Source organism: Chryseolinea sp. T2, assembly GCF_037203685.1.
Lineage (GTDB): Bacteria > Bacteroidota > Bacteroidia > Cytophagales > Cyclobacteriaceae > Chryseolinea.
The window spans coordinates 913,726-933,597 of record NZ_JBBCAU010000002.1 but is presented as its reverse complement, the minus strand read 5'-3'; the positions used below and the strand labels follow the sequence as shown (position 1 = coordinate 933,597).

General features: G+C 48.5%; 13 protein-coding genes and 1 riboswitch. Of the genes, 8 read left to right on the top strand and 5 right to left on the bottom strand.

Annotated features, from left to right (window positions below):
- Window positions 1-322: 322 nt before the first annotated feature.
- From WBG78_RS08660 to moeB, 4 genes are all read left to right on the top strand, one after another.
- Window positions 323-1,708 carry a polysaccharide biosynthesis protein gene (locus tag WBG78_RS08660; protein ID WP_337326007.1) on the top strand — a complete coding sequence of 462 codons (1,386 nt, stop codon included), beginning with the start codon at window positions 323-325 and terminating at the stop codon, window positions 1,706-1,708.
- A gap of 11 nt (window positions 1,709-1,719) precedes the next feature.
- Window positions 1,720-2,148 (top strand): M67 family metallopeptidase, encoded by a 429-nt coding sequence (locus WBG78_RS08655; RefSeq protein WP_337326006.1) that lies wholly within the window; start codon window positions 1,720-1,722, stop codon window positions 2,146-2,148.
- A gap of 61 nt (window positions 2,149-2,209) precedes the next feature.
- Window positions 2,210-2,488, top strand: coding sequence for a MoaD/ThiS family protein (locus WBG78_RS08650; protein WP_337326005.1), 279 nt, complete (start codon window positions 2,210-2,212; stop codon window positions 2,486-2,488).
- An 8-nt stretch (window positions 2,489-2,496) separates the two neighbouring features.
- Window positions 2,497-3,657, top strand: coding sequence for a molybdopterin-synthase adenylyltransferase MoeB (gene moeB / locus WBG78_RS08645; RefSeq protein WP_337326004.1), 1,161 nt, complete (start codon window positions 2,497-2,499; stop codon window positions 3,655-3,657).
- Window positions 3,658-3,678: 21 nt separating this feature from the next.
- On the opposite strand, the gene WBG78_RS08640 is transcribed toward moeB, so the two are convergent.
- The 5 genes from WBG78_RS08640 to WBG78_RS30770 form a co-directional block, all read right to left on the bottom strand.
- Window positions 3,679-4,971, bottom strand: coding sequence for an FG-GAP-like repeat-containing protein (locus tag WBG78_RS08640; protein WP_337326003.1), 1,293 nt, complete (start codon window positions 4,969-4,971; stop codon window positions 3,679-3,681).
- Window positions 4,972-5,280: 309 nt separating this feature from the next.
- Window positions 5,281-7,689 carry an ABC transporter permease gene (locus WBG78_RS08635; RefSeq protein WP_337326002.1) on the bottom strand — a complete coding sequence of 803 codons (2,409 nt, stop codon included), beginning with the start codon at window positions 7,687-7,689 and terminating at the stop codon, window positions 5,281-5,283.
- Window positions 7,690-7,944: 255 nt separating this feature from the next.
- Window positions 7,945-8,901 (bottom strand): methylenetetrahydrofolate reductase [NAD(P)H], encoded by a 957-nt coding sequence (gene metF / locus WBG78_RS08630; RefSeq protein ID WP_337326001.1) that lies wholly within the window; start codon window positions 8,899-8,901, stop codon window positions 7,945-7,947.
- 25 nt (window positions 8,902-8,926) lie between these two features.
- A complete protein-coding gene (gene metH, locus WBG78_RS08625; RefSeq protein WP_443092772.1) occupies window positions 8,927-11,611 on the bottom strand; it encodes a methionine synthase in 2,685 nt (894 codons plus the stop codon).
- A 20-nt stretch (window positions 11,612-11,631) separates the two neighbouring features.
- Window positions 11,632-12,636 carry a homocysteine S-methyltransferase family protein gene (locus WBG78_RS30770; protein ID WP_443092771.1) on the bottom strand — a complete coding sequence of 335 codons (1,005 nt, stop codon included), beginning with the start codon at window positions 12,634-12,636 and terminating at the stop codon, window positions 11,632-11,634.
- A 49-nt stretch (window positions 12,637-12,685) separates the two neighbouring features.
- Window positions 12,686-12,799, bottom strand: a riboswitch (SAM riboswitch).
- Between the two features lie 59 nt (window positions 12,800-12,858).
- Here WBG78_RS30770 and WBG78_RS08620 point away from each other — a divergent pair.
- The 4 genes from WBG78_RS08620 (at window position 12,859) to WBG78_RS08605 (ending at window position 19,872) form a co-directional block, all read left to right on the top strand.
- On the top strand, window positions 12,859-13,752 hold the full coding sequence (locus WBG78_RS08620; RefSeq protein ID WP_337326000.1) for a Ppx/GppA phosphatase family protein: 894 nt from the start codon (window positions 12,859-12,861) through the stop codon (window positions 13,750-13,752).
- A gap of 435 nt (window positions 13,753-14,187) precedes the next feature.
- Window positions 14,188-15,504, top strand: coding sequence for a PorP/SprF family type IX secretion system membrane protein (locus tag WBG78_RS08615; protein ID WP_337325999.1), 1,317 nt, complete (start codon window positions 14,188-14,190; stop codon window positions 15,502-15,504).
- 42 nt (window positions 15,505-15,546) lie between these two features.
- Complete coding sequence (locus WBG78_RS08610; protein WP_337325998.1) at window positions 15,547-18,780, top strand: FG-GAP-like repeat-containing protein; 3,234 nt, start codon at window positions 15,547-15,549, stop codon at window positions 18,778-18,780.
- Between the two features lie 111 nt (window positions 18,781-18,891).
- On the top strand, window positions 18,892-19,872 hold the full coding sequence (locus WBG78_RS08605) for a hypothetical protein (protein ID WP_337325997.1): 981 nt from the start codon (window positions 18,892-18,894) through the stop codon (window positions 19,870-19,872).

The window sequence follows — 19,872 nt, the reverse complement described above, 5'->3', positions numbered from 1 at the left end:
GTAATCAGAAAAAAGCCAGTGATATTGGTCTGGGCTGCACTGTTAGTGCGTGTAGCTCAAACGGTTGGTTGTGGGTACAAACCGGCGGGCACGAGAATTCACTTACTCATGTAATATTCCGGTATGAGCGGTTACCTTTCCGCAAACCATTTTCTGCGTGAATAGTGGTTTCTTTGTATGTGATACAGATCATCGCCTATGTGCGACGGCTGTCATCGCAGATTGACCACCGTTTTAACATTTTTGAATCCATGTAGGCAACCTGCCCCCAGGGAATGCCGACGTACAAAGCGACTATTTTTTTGACAATTCAGTTCAGTTCATGATTGAGGATCTCTATAAGCGCATCTGGAAGCTCTCGGGAAACGTGGGTCAACGTGACGCCTACACCAATCTCGTTTCGCTTACGAGTGAATTAATCACTCTCTACGACCAGCAGGGTCGACTCTCGGAAGACCCGTTTCAACCTACGCGTCTTCGTGTGCTTAGTCTTCCCGAAAACATGGGAGAACTATTGAAAGATCGTGTATGTGTTATTACCGGTGGCTCCGGCTGTGTAGGGTCTGCCCTGTTAGACGAGTTGCTGCAGTTTGAGGTGAAGAAGATTGTCGTTTTCGACATGGCACCACTTCCCGCACATCGTAAGCATCCGAAGATAGTATTCGAACAGGGAGATGTTCGATGCAAGCAGAGACTTCTCAGTGCGTTTGCTGCGCATCAGCCGGAGATCGTTTTTCATACTGCAGCGCAAAGAGATCCGGGTTATGCTGAGTCACATATTTTTGAAACTATCAGCACCAATGTAACCGGGACGCTGAATGTTGTGCTTGCCTGTGAAGCAACGCCTTCAGTAAAACACTGTGCGTTCTCTTCAACAGGAAAATCAAGCCGGTACTTCACTGAAGAGGTATACGCCGGAACAAAGAAGATGTGTGAGTACATCCTCGACATGTATTCACGACGCGGTCGCGTACGTTACTGCATGGTGCGCTTCACTCATATTTTGGATAACAGTCTGATGAATCAGCAGCTCATGCGGGAAGCTGAATCGAACGACTACATCGCTGTTCATTGCCCCGGCAAATTTGTCACTGCGCAGAATGTGAACGAAGGCGCACGCCTCATGATGAATACGCTGGCGTATGCAGAAGAGAACCACAGCAACTTCCTGTTGGTTCGCAACCTTGAATGGCCTGTTGAAAGCCTGGAGATGGCATTGTACTACATCAAAAGGTCCGGCCGCAAAATGCCTGTGATCTTCCTGGGTAATCCTATTGGCTATACGGAGAAATTCTTCCGTGGTCAGATGGACTGGTCCAATCCTCACGAGTTAAATCTGCTGATCAATGTTTATGAACAGCGGTACAGAAAATACAATCAGGATAACGATATCATTATCTCGCACATTGCACCAGTCAATGACGATCTCATTGCTCAAACGCTTGAGCCCATTGTGAACTCAACCGGCGACACTGATTCCTTCACTGCGATGAAGTCGGCACTGCGCCAGATCGTTGAAGATTCATTGCAACGGGTCGACAAGGATGACACAGTCAATATATTGAATTGGGGTCTTCAGCAAAAGTTTCTGGATGCCGAGAAGGCCAAAGCATCTGACTATGGTCAGATAATTCCGATGATGTTCAAATCGCTTGAAACAAGCGATTACTATAAACATGTAGAAGGCCTACTGTTACAAAGAATTTAGCAAGCAGCAATTTGAAAGCAACGGTACCAAAAATTGTTTCGATCGCTGCCAGCGAACTGGATGAACTTGTATCAAACGTCGAAGGTACGAACGAGGAACGTTGCGGCTTTTTGTTAGGTCACGACAACGGAGTTCGGGTTGTTACCCACGTTGTGCCCACAACTAATATCGCATCGTCCAACAGACACATGCGTTTCGAAGTCGACGCACTGGAGTACCTGAGAGCTGAAAAATTTGCTGCATCTATGCAGCTGACGCTACTCGGTATCTACCACTCGCATCCCGGCTCTCCGGCAATTCCGTCTGAGACAGACCTGCGCAACGCCCAGCCTTATTTCAGTTATGTGATCCTTTCCGTGATCAGCGAACGATTTAAAGAAATACGTTCGTGGAGGCTGAATCAGGCGCACCAATTTGAGGAAGAAACTGTTATCCTCTAACCGTGCCCCGGGCGTAAATAAGTTTTAAACATATCCCGAATACAAATAAATCAGAAGTGCGATGGCCACCGTATTTATTCCAACACCTCTTCGAAAATTCACGAATCAAACGTCCAAAGTTGAAGTATCAGGTAATACAGTGATGGAAGTGATCCAGACACTGACATCAACCTATCCTCCTCTTCAAAGACATTTGATCAATGCTGATGGCAAAGTTCCCAGTTTCATCAACATATTCGTTGACGACGATGACATCCGGAACCTTCAGCAGGAGCAAACGGCTGTTAAATCGAATACTATTGTAAGCATCGTTCCCGCCATTGCCGGCGGATCAAAATAATCAGCACCATGGAGCATTATACCGTAACGTTTTCAAAAGAGGAGCTGGCGCGCTACAACCGCCACATCATCATTCCTGAATTCGGACTCGAAGCACAACAGAAGCTGAAAGCGGCCAAAGTGCTGGTCATTGGTTCAGGAGGTCTGGGAAGCCCGCTCCTGCTGTATCTCGCTGCTGCCGGCGTAGGCAACATCGGCATAGTTGATTTTGATGTCGTCGACGACAGCAACCTTCAGCGACAGGTGTTGTTCGGTGTCGAATCGGTTGGACTTCCCAAAGTGGAGGGTGCTAAGAAACGTTTGCAATCACTGAACCCTCACATCAACCTCACGGTCTACAATACACAGATCACTTCAAAGAATGCAATTGAACTGATCAAAGGTTATGATGTTGTAGCGGATGGCACCGACAATTTTCCAACACGCTATCTTATCAACGATGCCTGCGTGCTGTCGGGAAAGGTGAACGTGTATGCCTCAATCTTTCAGTTTGAAGGTCAGTTGTCTGTATTCAACTATACAAATGCCAATGGTGAGCTGGGACCCAATTACCGCGACCTTTATGCTGCACCTCCGCCTCCGGGCCTGGTACCAAGCTGTGCAGAAGGTGGCGTGCTGGGTGTGCTTCCAGGAATCATTGGAAGCCTTCAGGCACTTGAAGTCATCAAAGTGATTACTGGTGTAGGAGATGTTCTCAGCGGCAGGTTCTATAGTTTCGATGCCCTGACATTCGAATCACGTACCTTCAAAATAAGACGCAATCCGTCCAATCCTCTTAATGGTGATAATCCTACGATCAAAGAACTGATAGACTACGAACAGTTTTGCGGGGTTAAAGCAGTAGAAAGAAAGATCAAGGAAATCGACGCAGTAGAATTGCATGAATGGGAAACCAGTGGTCTTGACTATCAGATCATCGACGTGCGCGAGCCTCATGAATATCAAATCGTGAATATCGGGGCTGAGCTTATTCCGCTTGGATCCATTGTCGACAATGTTGCGAAAATCGATCGTAAAAGAAAGGTTGTCGTACAATGCAAGACCGGCAATCGCAGCGGTAAGGCTATACGCGAGCTTGAAGATAAATTCGGTTTCGAAAACCTCTACAATCTGAAGGGCGGCATTCTCGGTTACATCCGTGATGTAAAACCCGAACTCACCGCTTACTAGGCGGAGAACAAATCTGAAGATCTACTTATTCCAGTAGATCTTCAGGTTATGAGTTGCTCTGCCCGCGGCGACAATATCGTTCTTACCGTCACCATTAAGATCAGCTACCTGCAGATCTTCGCAGGCCATCCCATTTTCGTCTATCCAATACGTTGTCCAATCGGAATATGACTTTGCGGGAACAAAGAGTTTGATTCCTACTTTGCCATCAGCATCCGGTTCGCGCCAGCCGGCAACGATCTGCATGGTCGACTTATCTGTGAGTGTGCTGATTGCCAGCGCGTGTCCCTGCCCAAATCCTTCTGCGATGACCTGCCGCTTCAGCGAGGCGTCGTATACCGCGAGCATTGTACCATGCATGGGTTGAATACCCGCCAGCAATTGCTGCCCTCCTTTCTTTCCAACTCTCACTTCACCAAATGAAGCGTCCTTTATGTAAGCGCCGGGGTTCGCCTGCGTCCATTGCTTCCCGTTGAAATCGAATATTTTCACACCTTCTTTACCGCCAATATAAAGTCGCTCCCGGTTTCCCTCCTGCACTAACTCCATGTTGTGCGTAAGATGCATTGAGCTGTCAACCAGATTAAGTTTCCATGGCTGCCTGACATCCTTCGGTCTTTCATACGCGAAGACGCGGACACCGCGGCCGGCACCATCTTTATTTCCCCGACCGTGAAGGGGCAACACAATGAGCTGATATTGCTTTGGACCCGTTTGGATCCAGCGCATTCTGTGAATCGTCGGCTCGTGATGCAACTCTACAGGTAGCCATGGCGTTGTAGGATCGCCCGGGCGGACAAGATAATGTACCGATCCTGATTTTGTTGTGTCCGATGTTTCGCCAGGGTTCCATTGAGCGCCGACGGCTATTTCGACTTTTCCATCGCCATCAATATCGCGGGCGGCAATGCACACATTATCGGAAGTGGTCAGATTCTCAACCAGGATAAATCGCTTCCAGTCGCCATTCCTGTACCATACGAACTGTTTCTTGTCGGCCATCAGGATGTCAGGCTTCTTATCTCCGTCCACATCGCCTATGGCAAGACCATACCCGATCTGAACTTTTTCGTCAAGTACCTGCGCCTGAAAAGGCGATTGGGCCCGGGCATTTAGCGCTACCAATACCAGTAGCAGCAAGCAACATCTGATCATAGCAAAGGAGTGAAAGTAAAAGTTTGGAAACTGTGCATCAACGCGAATGCAGTAACTAAAAGTAAGAAAAATGAAGATCTCAGTCGTGGGTTTTAGCGTCAGTTGAGATGCGCCCCGGGGACGGCCTGTCAATTCCTCACCGGAAAATGGAAATGACATTACGGCGCGACCTCGTTAACTGTACAGTATACACGTGTTAAATCGTGCTCGTCTTTCTCTATAGATCTCCTATAGTGCTTCTATAGCTGCTCTATACTTTCTCTATATCCGCTCTATACTTTTCTATACCCTCTCTATACTTCTCTATACTTCTCTATACTCTGACCAGCCTGATGGTGGAACAAAGCTGACAATTTGACGCAATACAGTAACCGCTGGCTGGTGACTATTTGGACTGGCTGGCTCCGCCAGGTACATTATCGTTAGCATTACAAATCACCTCTGTATAGTCGCGCGGTCCGAACCACACTACTCACTTCTCAATGTATCAGCAGGATTAAGCCGGGTCGCCTTCAGCGTGAAGTATCCCAGCGTTGCCCAAGCCACAAATAACAAGGCAATCCCGCTGCCCAGGTAAGGCCAGAACCCAATGTCCTGCCGGTAGGTAAAGTTCTTCAACCACTCATGCATAATGTACCACGACAACGGAGTGCCTAATACAATGGCGACCGTTACCAGCTTTGTGAAATCGCCAAGGAGAAGTACCATTAAGTTTCCGCGGGACGCTCCCAGTACTTTCCGGATGCTTACCTCCTTCGACTTTTGATAGAACAACATCATCGACATGGCAAACAGTCCAAAGGCGGCGATCATTAGTGCAATGACTGAGAACACCGCGAGTATACTTGCCGTGCGTCGTTCACCGCGATAGAGATTGTCGAGCTGTACATCAAGGAATGAGAACTCGAATCCAAACGTTGGCTCAAACTCGCGGTAAGTCTTTTGAATGTCGGATATTCTTGTGTTAAAATTTGCCAGTGAAACTTTAGCAACAAGGTAGTTGAAAGCGCTATGCGACTCTCTGAAAATGAGCGGTCGTATCGGTTCGTGCAATGACTGAAAATGGAAGTCCTTAACAACACCGATGATAGTGCCCTTCACTTCCCTCTCATTGTCCCACCAGATCATCTCCTTCCCTACTGCGTCTGCCGCTACGCCCAATTGTTTTGCGGCAGTCTCGTTGATTACAAATGCATCCTGGTCTGCAATGTTGTCTCTTTCAAACGTACGCCCTGAACTCAGCGAAATGCCGAAGGTCTTGAAGAACTCGTAGTCAATAAATGCCGGAGCTGCATCAACTTTTGCCTCAGGAAATTGCTGCAATGCGATGCTGTGCTGGTTGAACTGCATGCCGGGAATGTTGGAGGCAGCAGAAACAAAACTAACGCCATCAATGCGCTTCAATTCGTTTCTGAAGGCATCAAACGCGCGCATTCCATCTTCATTCTTGAGCGGAATTACGATAACCTCCTCCTTGCCAAAACCGAGATCCGTATTTTGCAGATAAGTCAGTTGCCGGAATATGATAAGCGCCGACGATATCAGCACCATGGAAATGCAGAACTGCAAAACGACCAGCATCCTTCTGAAGCGCGCGCCCTGTGGGGCCTGTATCAATTTGCCCTTAAGTATCGCCTGTGGCTTCACGCCTGACAGATAAAGCGAGGGATAAATCCCTGCAACAAGGCCTACTGTTAGTGCAGTAGCCAAAGCAGCCGTGATGTACAGGGGATAGTTAATATTGATTTGCACTCCCACCAGGTTATTGAACAACGGCAGGGCTACCTCAATGATGAGCATGGACAATACCACGGCAATAAACGCGCTCGATATCGACTCCGATAGAAATTGCCACGCGAGCTGATACCTGAAGGCACCCATTGTTTTGCGGACGCCGATTTCCTTGGCTCGCTCGGCCGATTTGGCTGTCGACAGATTCATGAAGTTTACACAGGCAATGAGCAGTGTGAACAAGGCAGCAGCGCCAAGTATGTAGATGTATTCAATGTTGCCATTTGCTTCAAGTTCCCAGTGAAGCTTCGATTTTAAATGAATTTCTGTCACGGGTTGAAGCCTGAACCCGTATTTTCTATCAACCAGTGCGGCATACTGCTCCTCAGTTCCCTTAATGTATTTCCTCATCCAGGGCATGAGTTTCGCTTCGAGCGCTTTGGCATCAGCGCCGGGCTTCAGGCGTATGTAATTGTAGTGACCAAAGTCTTCCCAGCTGTAAAACCTGTTGGTTGGATTAAATGACTTTTCTCTTACGTACGATGCGAGGAAGTCAAAGTGAAAGTGCGAGTTCTCGGGAACGTCTTTGAACACTCCGACGACGTCTATTAGATAGTTCGATGAATCAATTGCAAGCTGTTTTCCCAGCGGATCCTCGTCCCCGAAATATTTCTTCGCCATGGACTCCGACATGTAAACGCCGCCGGTCTTTTTAAGTCCGCTCTTGTCTCCCCGCACGATGGGAAAATCAAACACATCGAAGAACGTTGTATCTACAGCGAGCAGGTTTGCCTCGTCGTATCGCTGATCGCGTGCAGGATTTTTAAATGAATGTGTTTCCCGCGTCAGCCCGGCCGCAAAGAGTGGCGTAATGCTCACCGCGCTTTGCACTTCGGGAAAATCAGCAACCAACGCCTGGGCCATGGGATGCGGCGTACGGGTTTGTGAGTTATCGCTTTGCCAGATTACCCGATAGAGATCTTCAGGACGATTATGAAACTTGTCATAGCTAAGTTCGTGCTGAATGTAAAGGGCAATTAAAAAGACCGATGCCATCCCGGCAGCAAGCCCGAAAATATTGATCAGCGTGTGAAGCTTGTTTTTCTGCAGGTTTCGAAACGCGACCTGAAGGTAGTTCTTGATCATATGAAGCGTTGGATCTTCCGGCTCGTCTGCAATAGAAATGCCACGTAAAGCATGGCACTACAAAGCCCCTAATTAGCACTTTTCAGAGGGTCCGGCCATCATTTTCGAACGGTAACGTTCGTATCCGGACGCCGCAGACCTGGGCTTGATTAATCCGATTTGACGGTTTGCGATCAACTGGAAACAAACTCCTGTGCTTATCCATCAGAAGCTTCTTCAGGAACTCCTTTTGCCAGAAGCTCCTTTTGGTTTCCGTCAGAACAACTCCTTTGCTATACGGTAGATAGGGTCCGACTTACCCATTGAATAAAAATGAATCGTAGGCACGTTGTGTTTGATCAACTCCTTCGACTGTTTAATGCACCATTCTATTCCAACCTCCTTAACAGCGTGATTGTCTTTGCATTTCTCGACCGCGTCCGATAATTCCTCCGGAATATCGATGTGGAATACCTTGGGGAGAATGTTGAGCTGTCCTTTAGTTGTAATCGGTTTGATACCCGGAATAATAGGAACATGGATGCCTGCCTTCTTGCATTCTTCAACAAACTCGAAATATCTCTGGTTGTCGAAAAACATCTGCGTCACCACATACTGTGCACCCATGTCTACCTTTAGCTTCAGGTATCTCAGATCTGCCTTGAGGTTAGGTGCCGAGAAATGTTTCTCGGGATAGCCGGCCACTCCAATGCAGAAGTCAGTTGGCGAGGTATTCTGAAGCTCTTCATCCAGATAACAACCTTTGTTCATTTGTCCGACCTGCGCGATGAGATCAGACGCATAGCGATGTCCATCGGGTTCCGGGATAAATTTTGCTTCGGTCTTGATTGCGTCTCCCTGAAGCAACAACAGGTTGTCTATACCTAAGAACTGCAGATCAATCAATGCGTTCTCGGTTTCCTCCTTAGAAAATCCTCCGCAAATGATGTGCGGCACTGTATCGACCTTATAGTGGTTCTGTATTGCTGCGCATATCCCAACCGTACCAGGCCGCTTTCTTGTCGACTGCTTCTCGAGCAATCCGTTTTCCTTCTTGCGATAGATATACTCTTCGCGATGATATGTTACGTCGATAAATGGAGGCTTGAACTCCATCAAAGGATCGAGATTATCAAACAGGTTGCGAATATTTTCGCCTTTCAGAGGCGGAAGAATTTCAATGGTGAACAACGTCTTTCCATTGGCATTCCTGAGGTGATCTGTAACTTTCATTGGGATGAAATAGTGCTAAAAACAATTATATGTCGTAAGACAGATTTGGAGACAACCATTTCTCCGTCTCTGCCAGCGACATTCCCTTTCGGGACGCATATTCTTTGACCTGGTCGCGATCTATTTTACCCAGACCGAAGTACTTTGAATCAGCGCTTGCAAAGTAAAACCCGCTCACTGAAGATGCCGGATACATGGCGAACGAATCGGTAAGTACGATTCCTGCTTTCGAGGCATCAAGTATTTTGAACAGCAATCCCTTTTCGGTGTGATCGGGACAGGCAGGGTAACCGGGAGCTGGCCTGATGCCCTGGTACTCTTCGCTGATCAGCTGATCGTTCGTTAACTTCTCATCCTGCGCATAGCCCCATAGTTCCTGGCGTACACGCGCATGGAGACATTCAGCAAACGCTTCTGCCAGACGATCGGCCAGCGCTTTCACCATGATCTCCGAATAATCATCCTGAGCGGCTTTATATTTCTCCAGTAGTTTTTCAATTCCGATCCCTGCCGTAACGGCAAACATTCCAAAATAGTCCTGACGTCCGCTGGATTTCGGCGCGATAAAATCTGATAAGCAGAAGTTGGGTAACCCCTGCGCTTTCTTCGTCTGCTGCCTGAGGAAATGGAAGGTAGCGAACGACTCCTCTCCTTCCTTACGACTCAATAGCACATCGTCGGAGTCGTTGGTGTTAGCCGGAAAGAAACCAATCACGCCATTTGCCTGCAATGCGCGCGACGCGACGAGCTGATCAAGCATCTTCTGCGCGTCATTGTAAAGTCTTGTCGCCTCGCTGCCTACCACGCTGTCAGTAAGAATGCCGGGGTAACGTCCCGCGAGCATCCACGTCTGAAAGAATGGTGTCCAGTCGATATACTTTCTGATTTCATCGAGAGGGAAATTAAGCAACTGTTTTACGCCGAGAAACGATGGTTTGGTGATATCTGCCTTCGCCCAATCTATAGCCACCCGATTACGGCGCGCTTCGGGCAGCGGGACATAATGCTTCTGTTCCTTGCGCCCCTCGTAGTCTGCGCGAAGCTTTGCATACTCGTCCTTAAAACGTTGCTTGATCGTACCTGCAGTTGAGGGATTTACAAACTCGCTGGCGACCGGTACGCTTCTTGACGCGTCCAGTACGTGCACAACGGGACCGTCATACGCAGGATCGATCTTAACCGCCGTATGAATACGCGACGTCGTTGCCCCGCCGATGAGTAGTGGTAGCGACATCTTCTCACGTTGCATTTCTTTTGCCATGTGCACCATCTCATCAAGCGATGGCGTGATCAGTCCGCTCAGGCCAATCATGTCTACATTTTCACGGCGTGCCGCTTCAATGATCTTCTCCGGCGGAACCATCACTCCCAGGTCAACAACGTTGTAGTTGTTACAGGCAAGCACCACACCAACTATGTTCTTTCCGATATCATGGACGTCGCCCTTCACCGTTGCCATCAGAATTTTGGCTGCGGGCTTATCGCTTCCTCCGGTCAGCTTCTTTTCCTCTTCCAAATATGGTGTCAGATAAGCCACGGACCGCTTCATTACGCGAGCGCTCTTTACAACCTGTGGAAGGAACATCTTTCCCGAACCGAACAGATCACCAACGACGTTCATGCCGGCCATCAACGGCCCTTCAATAACATACAGAGGGCGGCCATATTTAACCCGGGCTTCTTCCGTATCCTGATCAATAAAGTCGACAACTCCCTTTACCAGTGCGTGGGTGATTCGCTCTTCAACCGTTCCCTGACGCCACGCCTCGTCTATTTCCTTTTTCTTAGAAGTACCTTTTACAGTCTCCGCGTATTCCAGCAGCCGTTCCGTTGCGTCATCTCTCCGGTTAAGTAGTACATCCTCGACGCGTTCCATCAATGGCTTCTCCACTTCATCGTAAACTTCAAGCATCGTAGGATTAACAATGCCCATGTCCATCCCCGCTTTGATCGCATGATAGAGGAAGGCCGCATGCATGGCTTCACGAACTTTCTGATTACCTCTGAAGCTGAACGAAACGTTGCTCACTCCGCCGCTTACATGCGCATGAGGAAGGTTCTCCCTTATCCATTTGGCTGCATTAAAGAAATCCAAAGCATAATTCCTGTGCTCTTCAATACCGGTGGCAACCGGAAAAATATTAGGATCAAATATGATATCCTGCGGAGGAAAGCCCAGTTCATTAACGAGGATATCATATGCGCGTTTGCATATACTGATACGACGATCATAGGTGTCTGCCTGACCAGCCTCATCGAATGCCATAACGACGACGGCTGCTCCGTATCTCCTTACAAGCTTAGCCTGACGCTTAAAATCCTCCACCCCGCTCTTCATGCTGATGGAGTTAACAATGCCTTTTCCCTGCAGGCATTTGAGACCTGACTCAATAACGTTCCATTTTGAGGAGTCGATCATTACCGGAATGCGGGCAATCTCCGGCTCGGAAGCCATCAGGTTAAGGAACTTAACCATTGCCGCTTCCGAATCGATCATTCCTTCGTCCATATTGACGTCAATAACCTGGGCGCCACCGCGCACCTGATCAAGTGCCACAGCCAATGCTTCATCAAACTTATCTTCTTTGATAAGCTTCAGAAACTTCGCAGAGCCTGTGACGTTGGTTCGTTCGCCAATGTTTATGAAGTTAGACTGCTGCGTGATCTCGATCGCTTCAAGTCCGGAGAGATAGAACGTATTTGGATTCATATGAAAACAGGTGACCTACATCAGGCAGTAACTTCTGCCGTGACCTTACGGGGTTTATATTTTGATGCGAGTTGGGCAATTACTCTGATGTGATCTGGTGTTGTGCCGCAGCATCCCCCCAGCATGTTGACAAGACCTTCCTTCAGAAACTCTTCGATCTGACGTCCCATCTGCTCGGGTGTCTCGTCGTATTGTCCGAACTCATTCGGCAATCCGGCGTTGGGGTATGCGCTCACGAAGAAGGGAGCTTTATCACTAAGCACCTGCAGATAAGGACGTAGCAACGAAGCACCAAGGGCACAGTTCAATCCGATGCTCAGCAATGGTGCATGTGATACCGAAATAAGAAACGCTTCTGTCGTTTGTCCGGAAAGAGTTCGTCCGCTGGCATCAGTGATTGTTCCCGAAACCATAACAGGAATTTGCTTGCCTGTTTCTTCGAAGAGTTCCTGAATGGCAAACAGCGCGGCCTTCACATTGAGCGTATCGATAATTGTTTCGAGCAGCAGCAAGTCAACGCCGCCGTCCATGAGTGCCCGCGCCTGCAACTTGAATGCAGCAGCGAGCTCATCGAAGGTGATTGCCCTGAAGCCCGGATTGTTTACATCAGGAGAAATTGATGCTGTCTTGTTTGTAGGGCCCATGGCGCCTGCAACGAAACGCGGTTTGTGTGGTTCACGTGCTGTAAACTCGTCAGCTACCTCCCGGGCTATGCGCGCCGATTGGAAGTTTAAATCGTAAACCGCATCCTGCAGGTGATAATCTGCCTGCGCGATCGTTGTGCCACTGAATGTATTGGTCTCTGCAATGTCAGCACCTGCCTCGAAGTATTCACGATGAATGCCCTTAATGATGTCGGGACGTGTAATAGACAGCACATCATTGTTCCCCTTCAGCACATGCTTATGATCTTTAAAGCGTTCGCCTCTGAAATCTTCCTCAGTGAGTGTATGACGCTGAATCATGGTACCCATGGCGCCATCAATAATCAAAATGCGTTCCTGTAGAATGTCCTGGATCTTCATGGTAGCTCCCGTTAGATATTCTATCCAGAGAGCCCTCAGTGCGATGGGTTACTTATCTTTTCTCCTTTCGGAGAAGGGATTTAGCACAACATTCCGGTTTCGATTTCGGAATAGGATGCTAAGACGTCAAAGGGCCCAATCCCTCGGTCTTTCTGGATAAGTGTGGCAAAGTACGTTAATAACTATATAAAATAAAAGTTCAATAGTTAAATTTGAACGTTCATGAAACTAGCCGCAGTCGACATTGGTTCCAATGCCATTCGCTTTCAGGTTTCGACCGTATTAGACTCAGCTGGCAAAGGCACACTGAAGAAACTTGAATACATTCGTTTCCCTTTGCGTCTTGGTCATGACGTTTTCTCTACCGGCCGCATCAGCGACAAGAGCATCGCTAAGTTCATTAAACTGATGCGTGCATTTAAACTCCTCCTGGAGTTGTATGAAGTTACCGACTACATGTTCTGTGCAACTTCGGCTATGCGCGAGTCCGATAACGGTGCCGATGTGGTTAAGCGCGTGTACGAAGAATTGGGATTAACCATAGATGTAATTGATGGCAATCGCGAAGCGGAACTGATCAATAAAGCAATTGCATCATACCTCGTTGACAAAACCTATCTTCATATCGATGTCGGGGGCGGTAGCACCGAACTCAATCTCTACGTCCAGGGTAAGAAGACAAAAACGCGTTCATTCAAAATTGGTTCTGTTCGTGTTCTTGAAAACACCGATTCACCCGTTATCTGGGAAAACATGCAGTCGTGGGTAGTGGAATCATTGAAGTCTAAACCAGGGCGCGTTACTGCAGTAGGAACGGGCGGCAACATCTCCAAGATATTTGAGCTCGCAAAACAACGTCCCGGCAAAACGATTACCCTGCGGAAGATCAAATCAGTTCAGTCGCTTATTGAAAGTCATTCCATTGACGACCGCATTTACAAGTTACAGATGAACCCCGATCGCGCTGATGTTATCGTTCCGGCAGGCAAGATCTATGTTAAGGTTATGGAGTGGGCGAAGGCATCGAGCATGCTTGTGCCCGAGGTGGGACTTAAAGACGGTATGATGTTATACCTCTATGAACTGAACACCAGACAGACGAAACTGTTTAGCTAGATTGAATTCACCAGGACGAAAGATCTGACGCGCGACCAGAATTGAGTAGCCTGGACAACTACTTACCGGCTATTTTGCCGCTACCAAAAACGACCTGAGACGAGGGCGGCAATAAGTGTCATAAGTGCCTTTATAGATCCACCCCGATCTCGTCAATCGGCATGTTGCGAAACGATGTTTTTGGATCATCTGCACCGTGTTCGCTCGTCATTCCCCAGCCTTAAACAGCAGTTTATTTTTCAAAACCTTACACCCGTCGGGTTACCCTGTGAACCCCACCCGTAATAACTACCAAACACTGTATATTCGTAAGTTTAGCTAAATAACCTATAAGTACAGACCGCCGTTTTGCGGCGATCTGGTTTTTTGGTCGGCGCGGGGTGTTACAAGCGAATTGATGACTGACTTACCCCCTGCCAACAATATTGGACCTGGATGCGCTATTTTTTTAACTCGCTGATTGTCATTCTTATCTGGCTTTGCTGTGCGCCGGCAGTTGCCCAGAACTTTCCTGTTTACAATAGTTTCTATCTCAATCCGTATCTGTACAATCCAGCGGAGGCATTAACCGATTACACCCAGATTTACCTGCTTCGTCGGCAACAGTGGATGAACGTTGAAGGCGCACCCGTGATGTCAACACTGACTTTCAACACACTGATGAACAACTCTAGGGCAGGCTTTGGAGGTAAGGTTTCCTCTTACAACCGCGGTGTTCTGAGCACAACTGATTTCACCGCATCCTATGCCTACGGCGTTCCCCTGGGACAACGCAACTGGTTGTTCATGGGTCTGTCGTTTGGAGCTATATCCAATTCAATCGACATGACCAGGGTAACGGATCCGAATGATCCCGCACTGGCTAATGCCGGTGCCAACAACATGCAGCCAGCGGGAAGTTTTGGAATGCTTTACCGATCGGGCAGCGGCCTTAACATCGGCATCTCACTTCCTCAGTTGTTTCCTCCTGTGTTTAACAGCCCGGGAAGCTTTACGAGCACAACGGTGTCGCCATCCGACCAGGTATTTGTCACGGTTTACTACAAGAAAAAAATGGACAGCCGCATCGTTACAAAAACGAAAGGTGGCGTGAAACGAAAGGTGAAAACGGCAGAAGCTGTGGCGCCTCTCGAAATGTATTTCAACTACAAGTATTCAAAATATGGCAACAGCCAGTTTGAACTATTGGGCAAACTCAACCTCGGCCAGAACTTCTGGCTCGGCGCATCCTACAGATTGCCTTATGGATTTACGGGCAACGTTGGATTTAACATCAATCGTTTTGTACTCGCGTATTCGTATGAGCCGGGTAATCAACCTGTGGATGCATTCTCACAGGGAAGTCATGAGGTAGTACTGGGTCTGCGACTTGGACAGCAGAAGAAGTTCAAGCGTGCAGCGCCTGTATTGCGTTCAACAATTACGAAGACGACAGAGAAACACACAGCACGCTTCCAGGAAACGGCGGCCGATCCTAATGCTATCAACCAGCAGAATACCAAGGCGGAGAAGAAGTTCTACGTCGTGATCAAAGTCTTCAATGACTTTACTGCGGCCGATGTCTACAAGCGGAAGCTGACTGGCGAAAAATACAATGCAGAAGTGTTCTACAATCCCCAGGACAAGAAGTATTACGTACACGTTCTGGAGACCCTGAAAGCGACCGAGGCGTATGAGGAAGTCAAGAACTTAAAGCGATTTACCAAGTTAACCGGAGCCAGAGTGCTTATAGTCACGACGACGAGCAAATAACGGCGGTTACATTTAAGTGGCATGAGGGAATCAAATACAATCATGAAGCCGTCCATCGCACGCATCAGGCGCATATTCCTGCTTGTGGGCACCATGGTTGTGTGGTTCCATTCGATTCTCGCCCAAAAGCCTGAGATTAAGTCGCTTAGCGCGACCTCGGGAAGCATGGGCGAAACGGTCACGATCAAGGGCTCATTCTTTGGCACCGACGCAACCAAGCTTGCGGTGACATTCGGTGCGTCAAAGGGTGTGATTAAGACCGTTACTGACCAGCAAATTGAAGTGGCCGTTCCTTACGGTTCGCTTTATACCCGGGTAAGTGTCACCAACACAGCCACCGGCCTCACCGGATTCTCAAATGGCCAGTTCCTCCTGAACTTCAGCGGCAACGGTGGCTTCGACCCTGACAATCTTCAAACCCAGCAGGACTTTCCCGCCGGCGCGCCCGTAACGGAAGGGCTACATGACATGTGTATGTGCGACTTCGACGGCGACAAGCGGGTGGACGTCGCTGCAACCAACGACAATTCAGGATTTCTCACCATCGTTTCAAATGGTTCGTCACCTGGCACCATAAACTTTCCCGTGAAGTTCGCTTCCAACATTGCTTCGCGCTCACTGCATATCAAATGCGGCGACCTGAACGGCGATGGTAAGCCGGACATTGTTGCCACGGAAAGTGGTACCGCAGACAAAGTTTTCATCATCAAGAACAACAGCACCGGGCCGGGCAATTTTGCATTTACGGCGCCGGCGATCATCACCCTTCCTGGCAAGAAACCGCGGCGAATTGAAATCGCCGACCTCGATCTCAACGGGAAGCCCGACGTGATGATATCATCACTGGCCACAAACACAATAAGCATCCTCATCAATCAAAGTACGCTCACATCAATTGCGTTCTCGCCTTCTCCTCCGATCACAATATCCGTCCCGGGTGCTGCAAGTACCGAAGCACTCGGTGCGCAGGATCTCGACGGAGATGGCCTGCCCGAAATTGTCACTGCACAATATCAGGTCAACTCCGACTTGTACATCATCGAAAACAAAAGTTCACCGGGAGCTATTTCGATGGGTGCTGTAAAATCCGTTGCTGCGGGTACAGTAATCAAGACCCTTCGTATTGCCGATCTCGATGGCGATCAGAAATCGGATATCGCTTATACAAAACTTAACAACGCAGAAGTTGGTTTGTTTCTGAATCAAAGCACTCCGGGCTCACTTTCATTCTCTGCAGCGCCTGCCGTTTCAACCGACGCAACTCCATGGGGCCTCGACTTCGGCGACCTTGATGGCGACGGCAAACCGGAGATAGTTGCTGCATCGGCGACAAAGAAGTCCATTACGGTACTGAAGAACAACAGCACCGCCGGCAGTTTGAACTTTACACGCTTCATAAAGGGAACCACTTATATCAATCGCCATATCGGCATATGCGATCTGGATGGCGACGGTAAACCCGATGTTGCCTTCACCAGTGTTGACGATGTAAATCTCAACGTCGCTGCCTCGAAGATATCTGTGTTCAGAAACAAGGCTTGTATGAAGCCACAGCTAAAACCGGAAGGTCCGCTTAACGTGTGTGCCGGCTATGCCCTTACCCTAACTTCAACGCTGAGCGGCGGAGCCACTTATGCATGGACTAACGCAACCACGAGCACCACGGTGACCGGAACGAATGAATTCTCTCCTACTGTCTCCGGCGATTACTATGTGACTGCCACTGCTGAAAGTGGTACATGCTCCCTTGTTTCTAATACCGTGAAAGTGACCATTTCTCCTGGCACTGCTGCTGATCCTGCGCCTACTAACAATGGTCCGGTATGTATTGGTAACACATTAACGCTGACGGCGACCGACGTTGGTCCGGGCTTTACTTATCAGTGGCGGGGCCCAGGCGGGTACACCGGCACCGGAATCACGCCTGCGTCCGTCTCAAACTTTCAGGCATCTCAGGCAGGTACTTACTACGTTGATGTAGTTGCCAGTAGCGGATGCGTTGCGCGTACAGAAGAAACGCTCGTCGTCGCTGTTGACCTTCCTGACTTTAAGGTTGCCTTCACGGGTTCAGCCCTGATCTGTCAGCCCGATTTCAAAAGCCTTACGGTTTATCCCTCGGTGCCAGGGTTTACGTACCAATGGTACGAGAAAACAGGTGGCGCTATCTCAGGCGCAACGAGCACAAGCTTACTGCGAAATACATCAGGAGAGTACTACTATCGTGCTACTTCTTCGAATCCGGGATGTCCCGTAACAGAATCGGCACACACAACACTGACCGTGGTCACACCTCCAGTCGCGGCGTTCACGACCGTTACTACGGCATGCAAAGGTGAAGAAGTAAGTTTTACAAACCAGTCGACATTCGATCCGCAATCAACGCTTTCTTATTCCTGGGCCTTTGGCGATGGTCAGTCGTCGACTGAAAAGAACCCGAAACACATATACGCTACCTCGAGTACCTTCTCGATTACGCTAACGGCTGCTTATCCCAGCAATGCATGCCCCAATGTCGCCACAAAGGCAATTACGATCACTGAAGCGCCAGCCGCAGTAATTGCCACTGCAGGAGGAAAATTTGAGATCTGTCCCGATGCGACAATTGTACTTTCATTGACAAACACGTTTGGCAGTTATCTGTGGAACACAGGAGAGACGACGCCAACAATTGTCGCGAAGAAAACAGGAGAATACAGCGTAGATGTTACGGCCACAAATGGCTGCAAACTGAAAGCGGTTCAGGAAGTGTCTGCACTGTCTGTTCCGGAAGTTACAGCAACAGCAACACCGGAAACGGTAAATGAAGGAGAATCGGTTCAATTGGTGGCCGAAGGTCTGTTAACGTATGCATGGTCACCTGTCGAAACAGTTACTGAACCCGATAAGGCATCAACTACCGCGACACCGCTCGTGTCTACTACTTACACCGTAGCCGGTGCGGGAGCAAATGGCTGTAAAAACAGTACCACGGTAGACGTTAAAGTCCGCGGTGATGTTCTGGTCAACAAGCTTGAACCAGCCAACTTCTTTTCACCCAACGGTGATGCTACCGGACAATACTGGAACGTTGAAAACATCGAGGAATATCCTCAGTGCGGGGTCATTATCTACGATGACAAGGGCGTAAAAGTCTACGAAGCCAAGCCTTACCTGAACAATTGGGAAGGCACGTTTACAAGCGGCCGCCAGGTTCCTGACGGCGTTTACTACTACATCATCCGCTGCGACGGCGAAGAAGGCAGCCCTAAAACGGGAAGCATTACGGTATTGAGGTAGGCCTCGCGTTGTCCTTGTTTTTCACTAAACGCTCAATTAAACGCATACTGAGTTGAGCAGATGAACAGTTGAAAAAATTATCTATATTTCAATTAGTCCCGCCTGACCGTTATGAAACATACCTGCACTCTCGTTCTGTTCGCTTGCCTAATATTCCTGGCGTCATGCAAAGAAGATGAAGTTGCCAAGCAAGAGCCCGAAACTCCCATTGCGGTTACAACCTTAGCTGGCAGTGCGCAGGGGTTGAAGGATGGCGTTGGCACAGATGCACAGTTTTATTATCCATCAAAATTAGCACTGGCAGCCTCCGGTGATGTTTATGTGATTGATCAGGACGGAACGGCCGTGAGAAAGATAAGCAGCAATGGCTCGGTGTCAACAATCCTGGCATCCCATCCAAAGAAGATTGTTGCGCTGGTCATTGGCAAAGATGGCACTATTTACATAGGAGGAGAATCCTGGATTGGCAAGTTACAACAGGACGGCACAGTCGAAGTGATCGCCAACGCCCCGGATATGTCTCAAGATGTCTTTTTCTATCGACTCACATCAATGGAGATGCTGCCGGATGGGAGTTTGATACTGTTTGAAATGACAAATCACAGAGTAATAAATATCACTACAACAGGTAAGGTAATTTCAGTACTCTGTAATCATCCATTTGGTTATGAAGGTGGCGACCGAAACGGAAAACTGCGGGACATATATTTTGCGGAGGTCTATGACATGTTTGTCACGTCTGCTGGCGAAGTATACTTTACCGATTGGTTTCGACACGATCTCAGAAAAATTTCAACTGATAAAGTCGTTACCACGGTGGTCGGAACCGATTACGCGACCCCATTTTCCTTTCCAATGGGTGTTACAAGGTCAAAAGAGGGTGTGCTTTACCTTGTTGAAAAAGATCGTATTGTTAAGGTTGATGAAGCAGGTAACTACCAGACGTTTGCAGGAGGTATTCCCGGTTACCTGGATGCCAACGGAGCATCAGCCCAGTTCTGGAATCCTTTTGATGTTTTGCTAAGCAATGATGAGCATACCATGTATGTTGCAGACTGTCTGAACAATCGCATTCGCAAGGTTACTTTCTGA

Excerpts from the sequence above, each read along its gene's own strand:
- WBG78_RS08660 (WP_337326007.1), top strand. The coding sequence starts at position 323 with ATGATTGAGGATCTCTATAAGCGCATCTGGAAGCTCTCGGGAAACGTG.
- WBG78_RS08650 (WP_337326005.1), top strand. The coding sequence starts at position 2,210 with ATGGCCACCGTATTTATTCCAACACCTCTTCGAAAATTCACGAATCAA.
- moeB (WP_337326004.1), top strand. The coding sequence starts at position 2,497 with ATGGAGCATTATACCGTAACGTTTTCAAAAGAGGAGCTGGCGCGCTAC.
- WBG78_RS08640 (WP_337326003.1), bottom strand. The coding sequence starts at position 4,971 with ATGTCATTTCCATTTTCCGGTGAGGAATTGACAGGCCGTCCCCGGGGC.
- WBG78_RS08635 (WP_337326002.1), bottom strand. The coding sequence starts at position 7,689 with ATGATCAAGAACTACCTTCAGGTCGCGTTTCGAAACCTGCAGAAAAAC.
- metF (WP_337326001.1), bottom strand. The coding sequence starts at position 8,901 with ATGAAAGTTACAGATCACCTCAGGAATGCCAATGGAAAGACGTTGTTC.
- metH (WP_443092772.1), bottom strand. The coding sequence starts at position 11,611 with ATGAATCCAAATACGTTCTATCTCTCCGGACTTGAAGCGATCGAGATC.
- WBG78_RS30770 (WP_443092771.1), bottom strand. The coding sequence starts at position 12,636 with ATGAAGATCCAGGACATTCTACAGGAACGCATTTTGATTATTGATGGC.
- WBG78_RS08620 (WP_337326000.1), top strand. The coding sequence starts at position 12,859 with ATGAAACTAGCCGCAGTCGACATTGGTTCCAATGCCATTCGCTTTCAG.
- WBG78_RS08615 (WP_337325999.1), top strand. The coding sequence starts at position 14,188 with ATGCGCTATTTTTTTAACTCGCTGATTGTCATTCTTATCTGGCTTTGC.
- WBG78_RS08610 (WP_337325998.1), top strand. The coding sequence starts at position 15,547 with ATGAAGCCGTCCATCGCACGCATCAGGCGCATATTCCTGCTTGTGGGC.
- WBG78_RS08605 (WP_337325997.1), top strand. The coding sequence starts at position 18,892 with ATGAAACATACCTGCACTCTCGTTCTGTTCGCTTGCCTAATATTCCTG.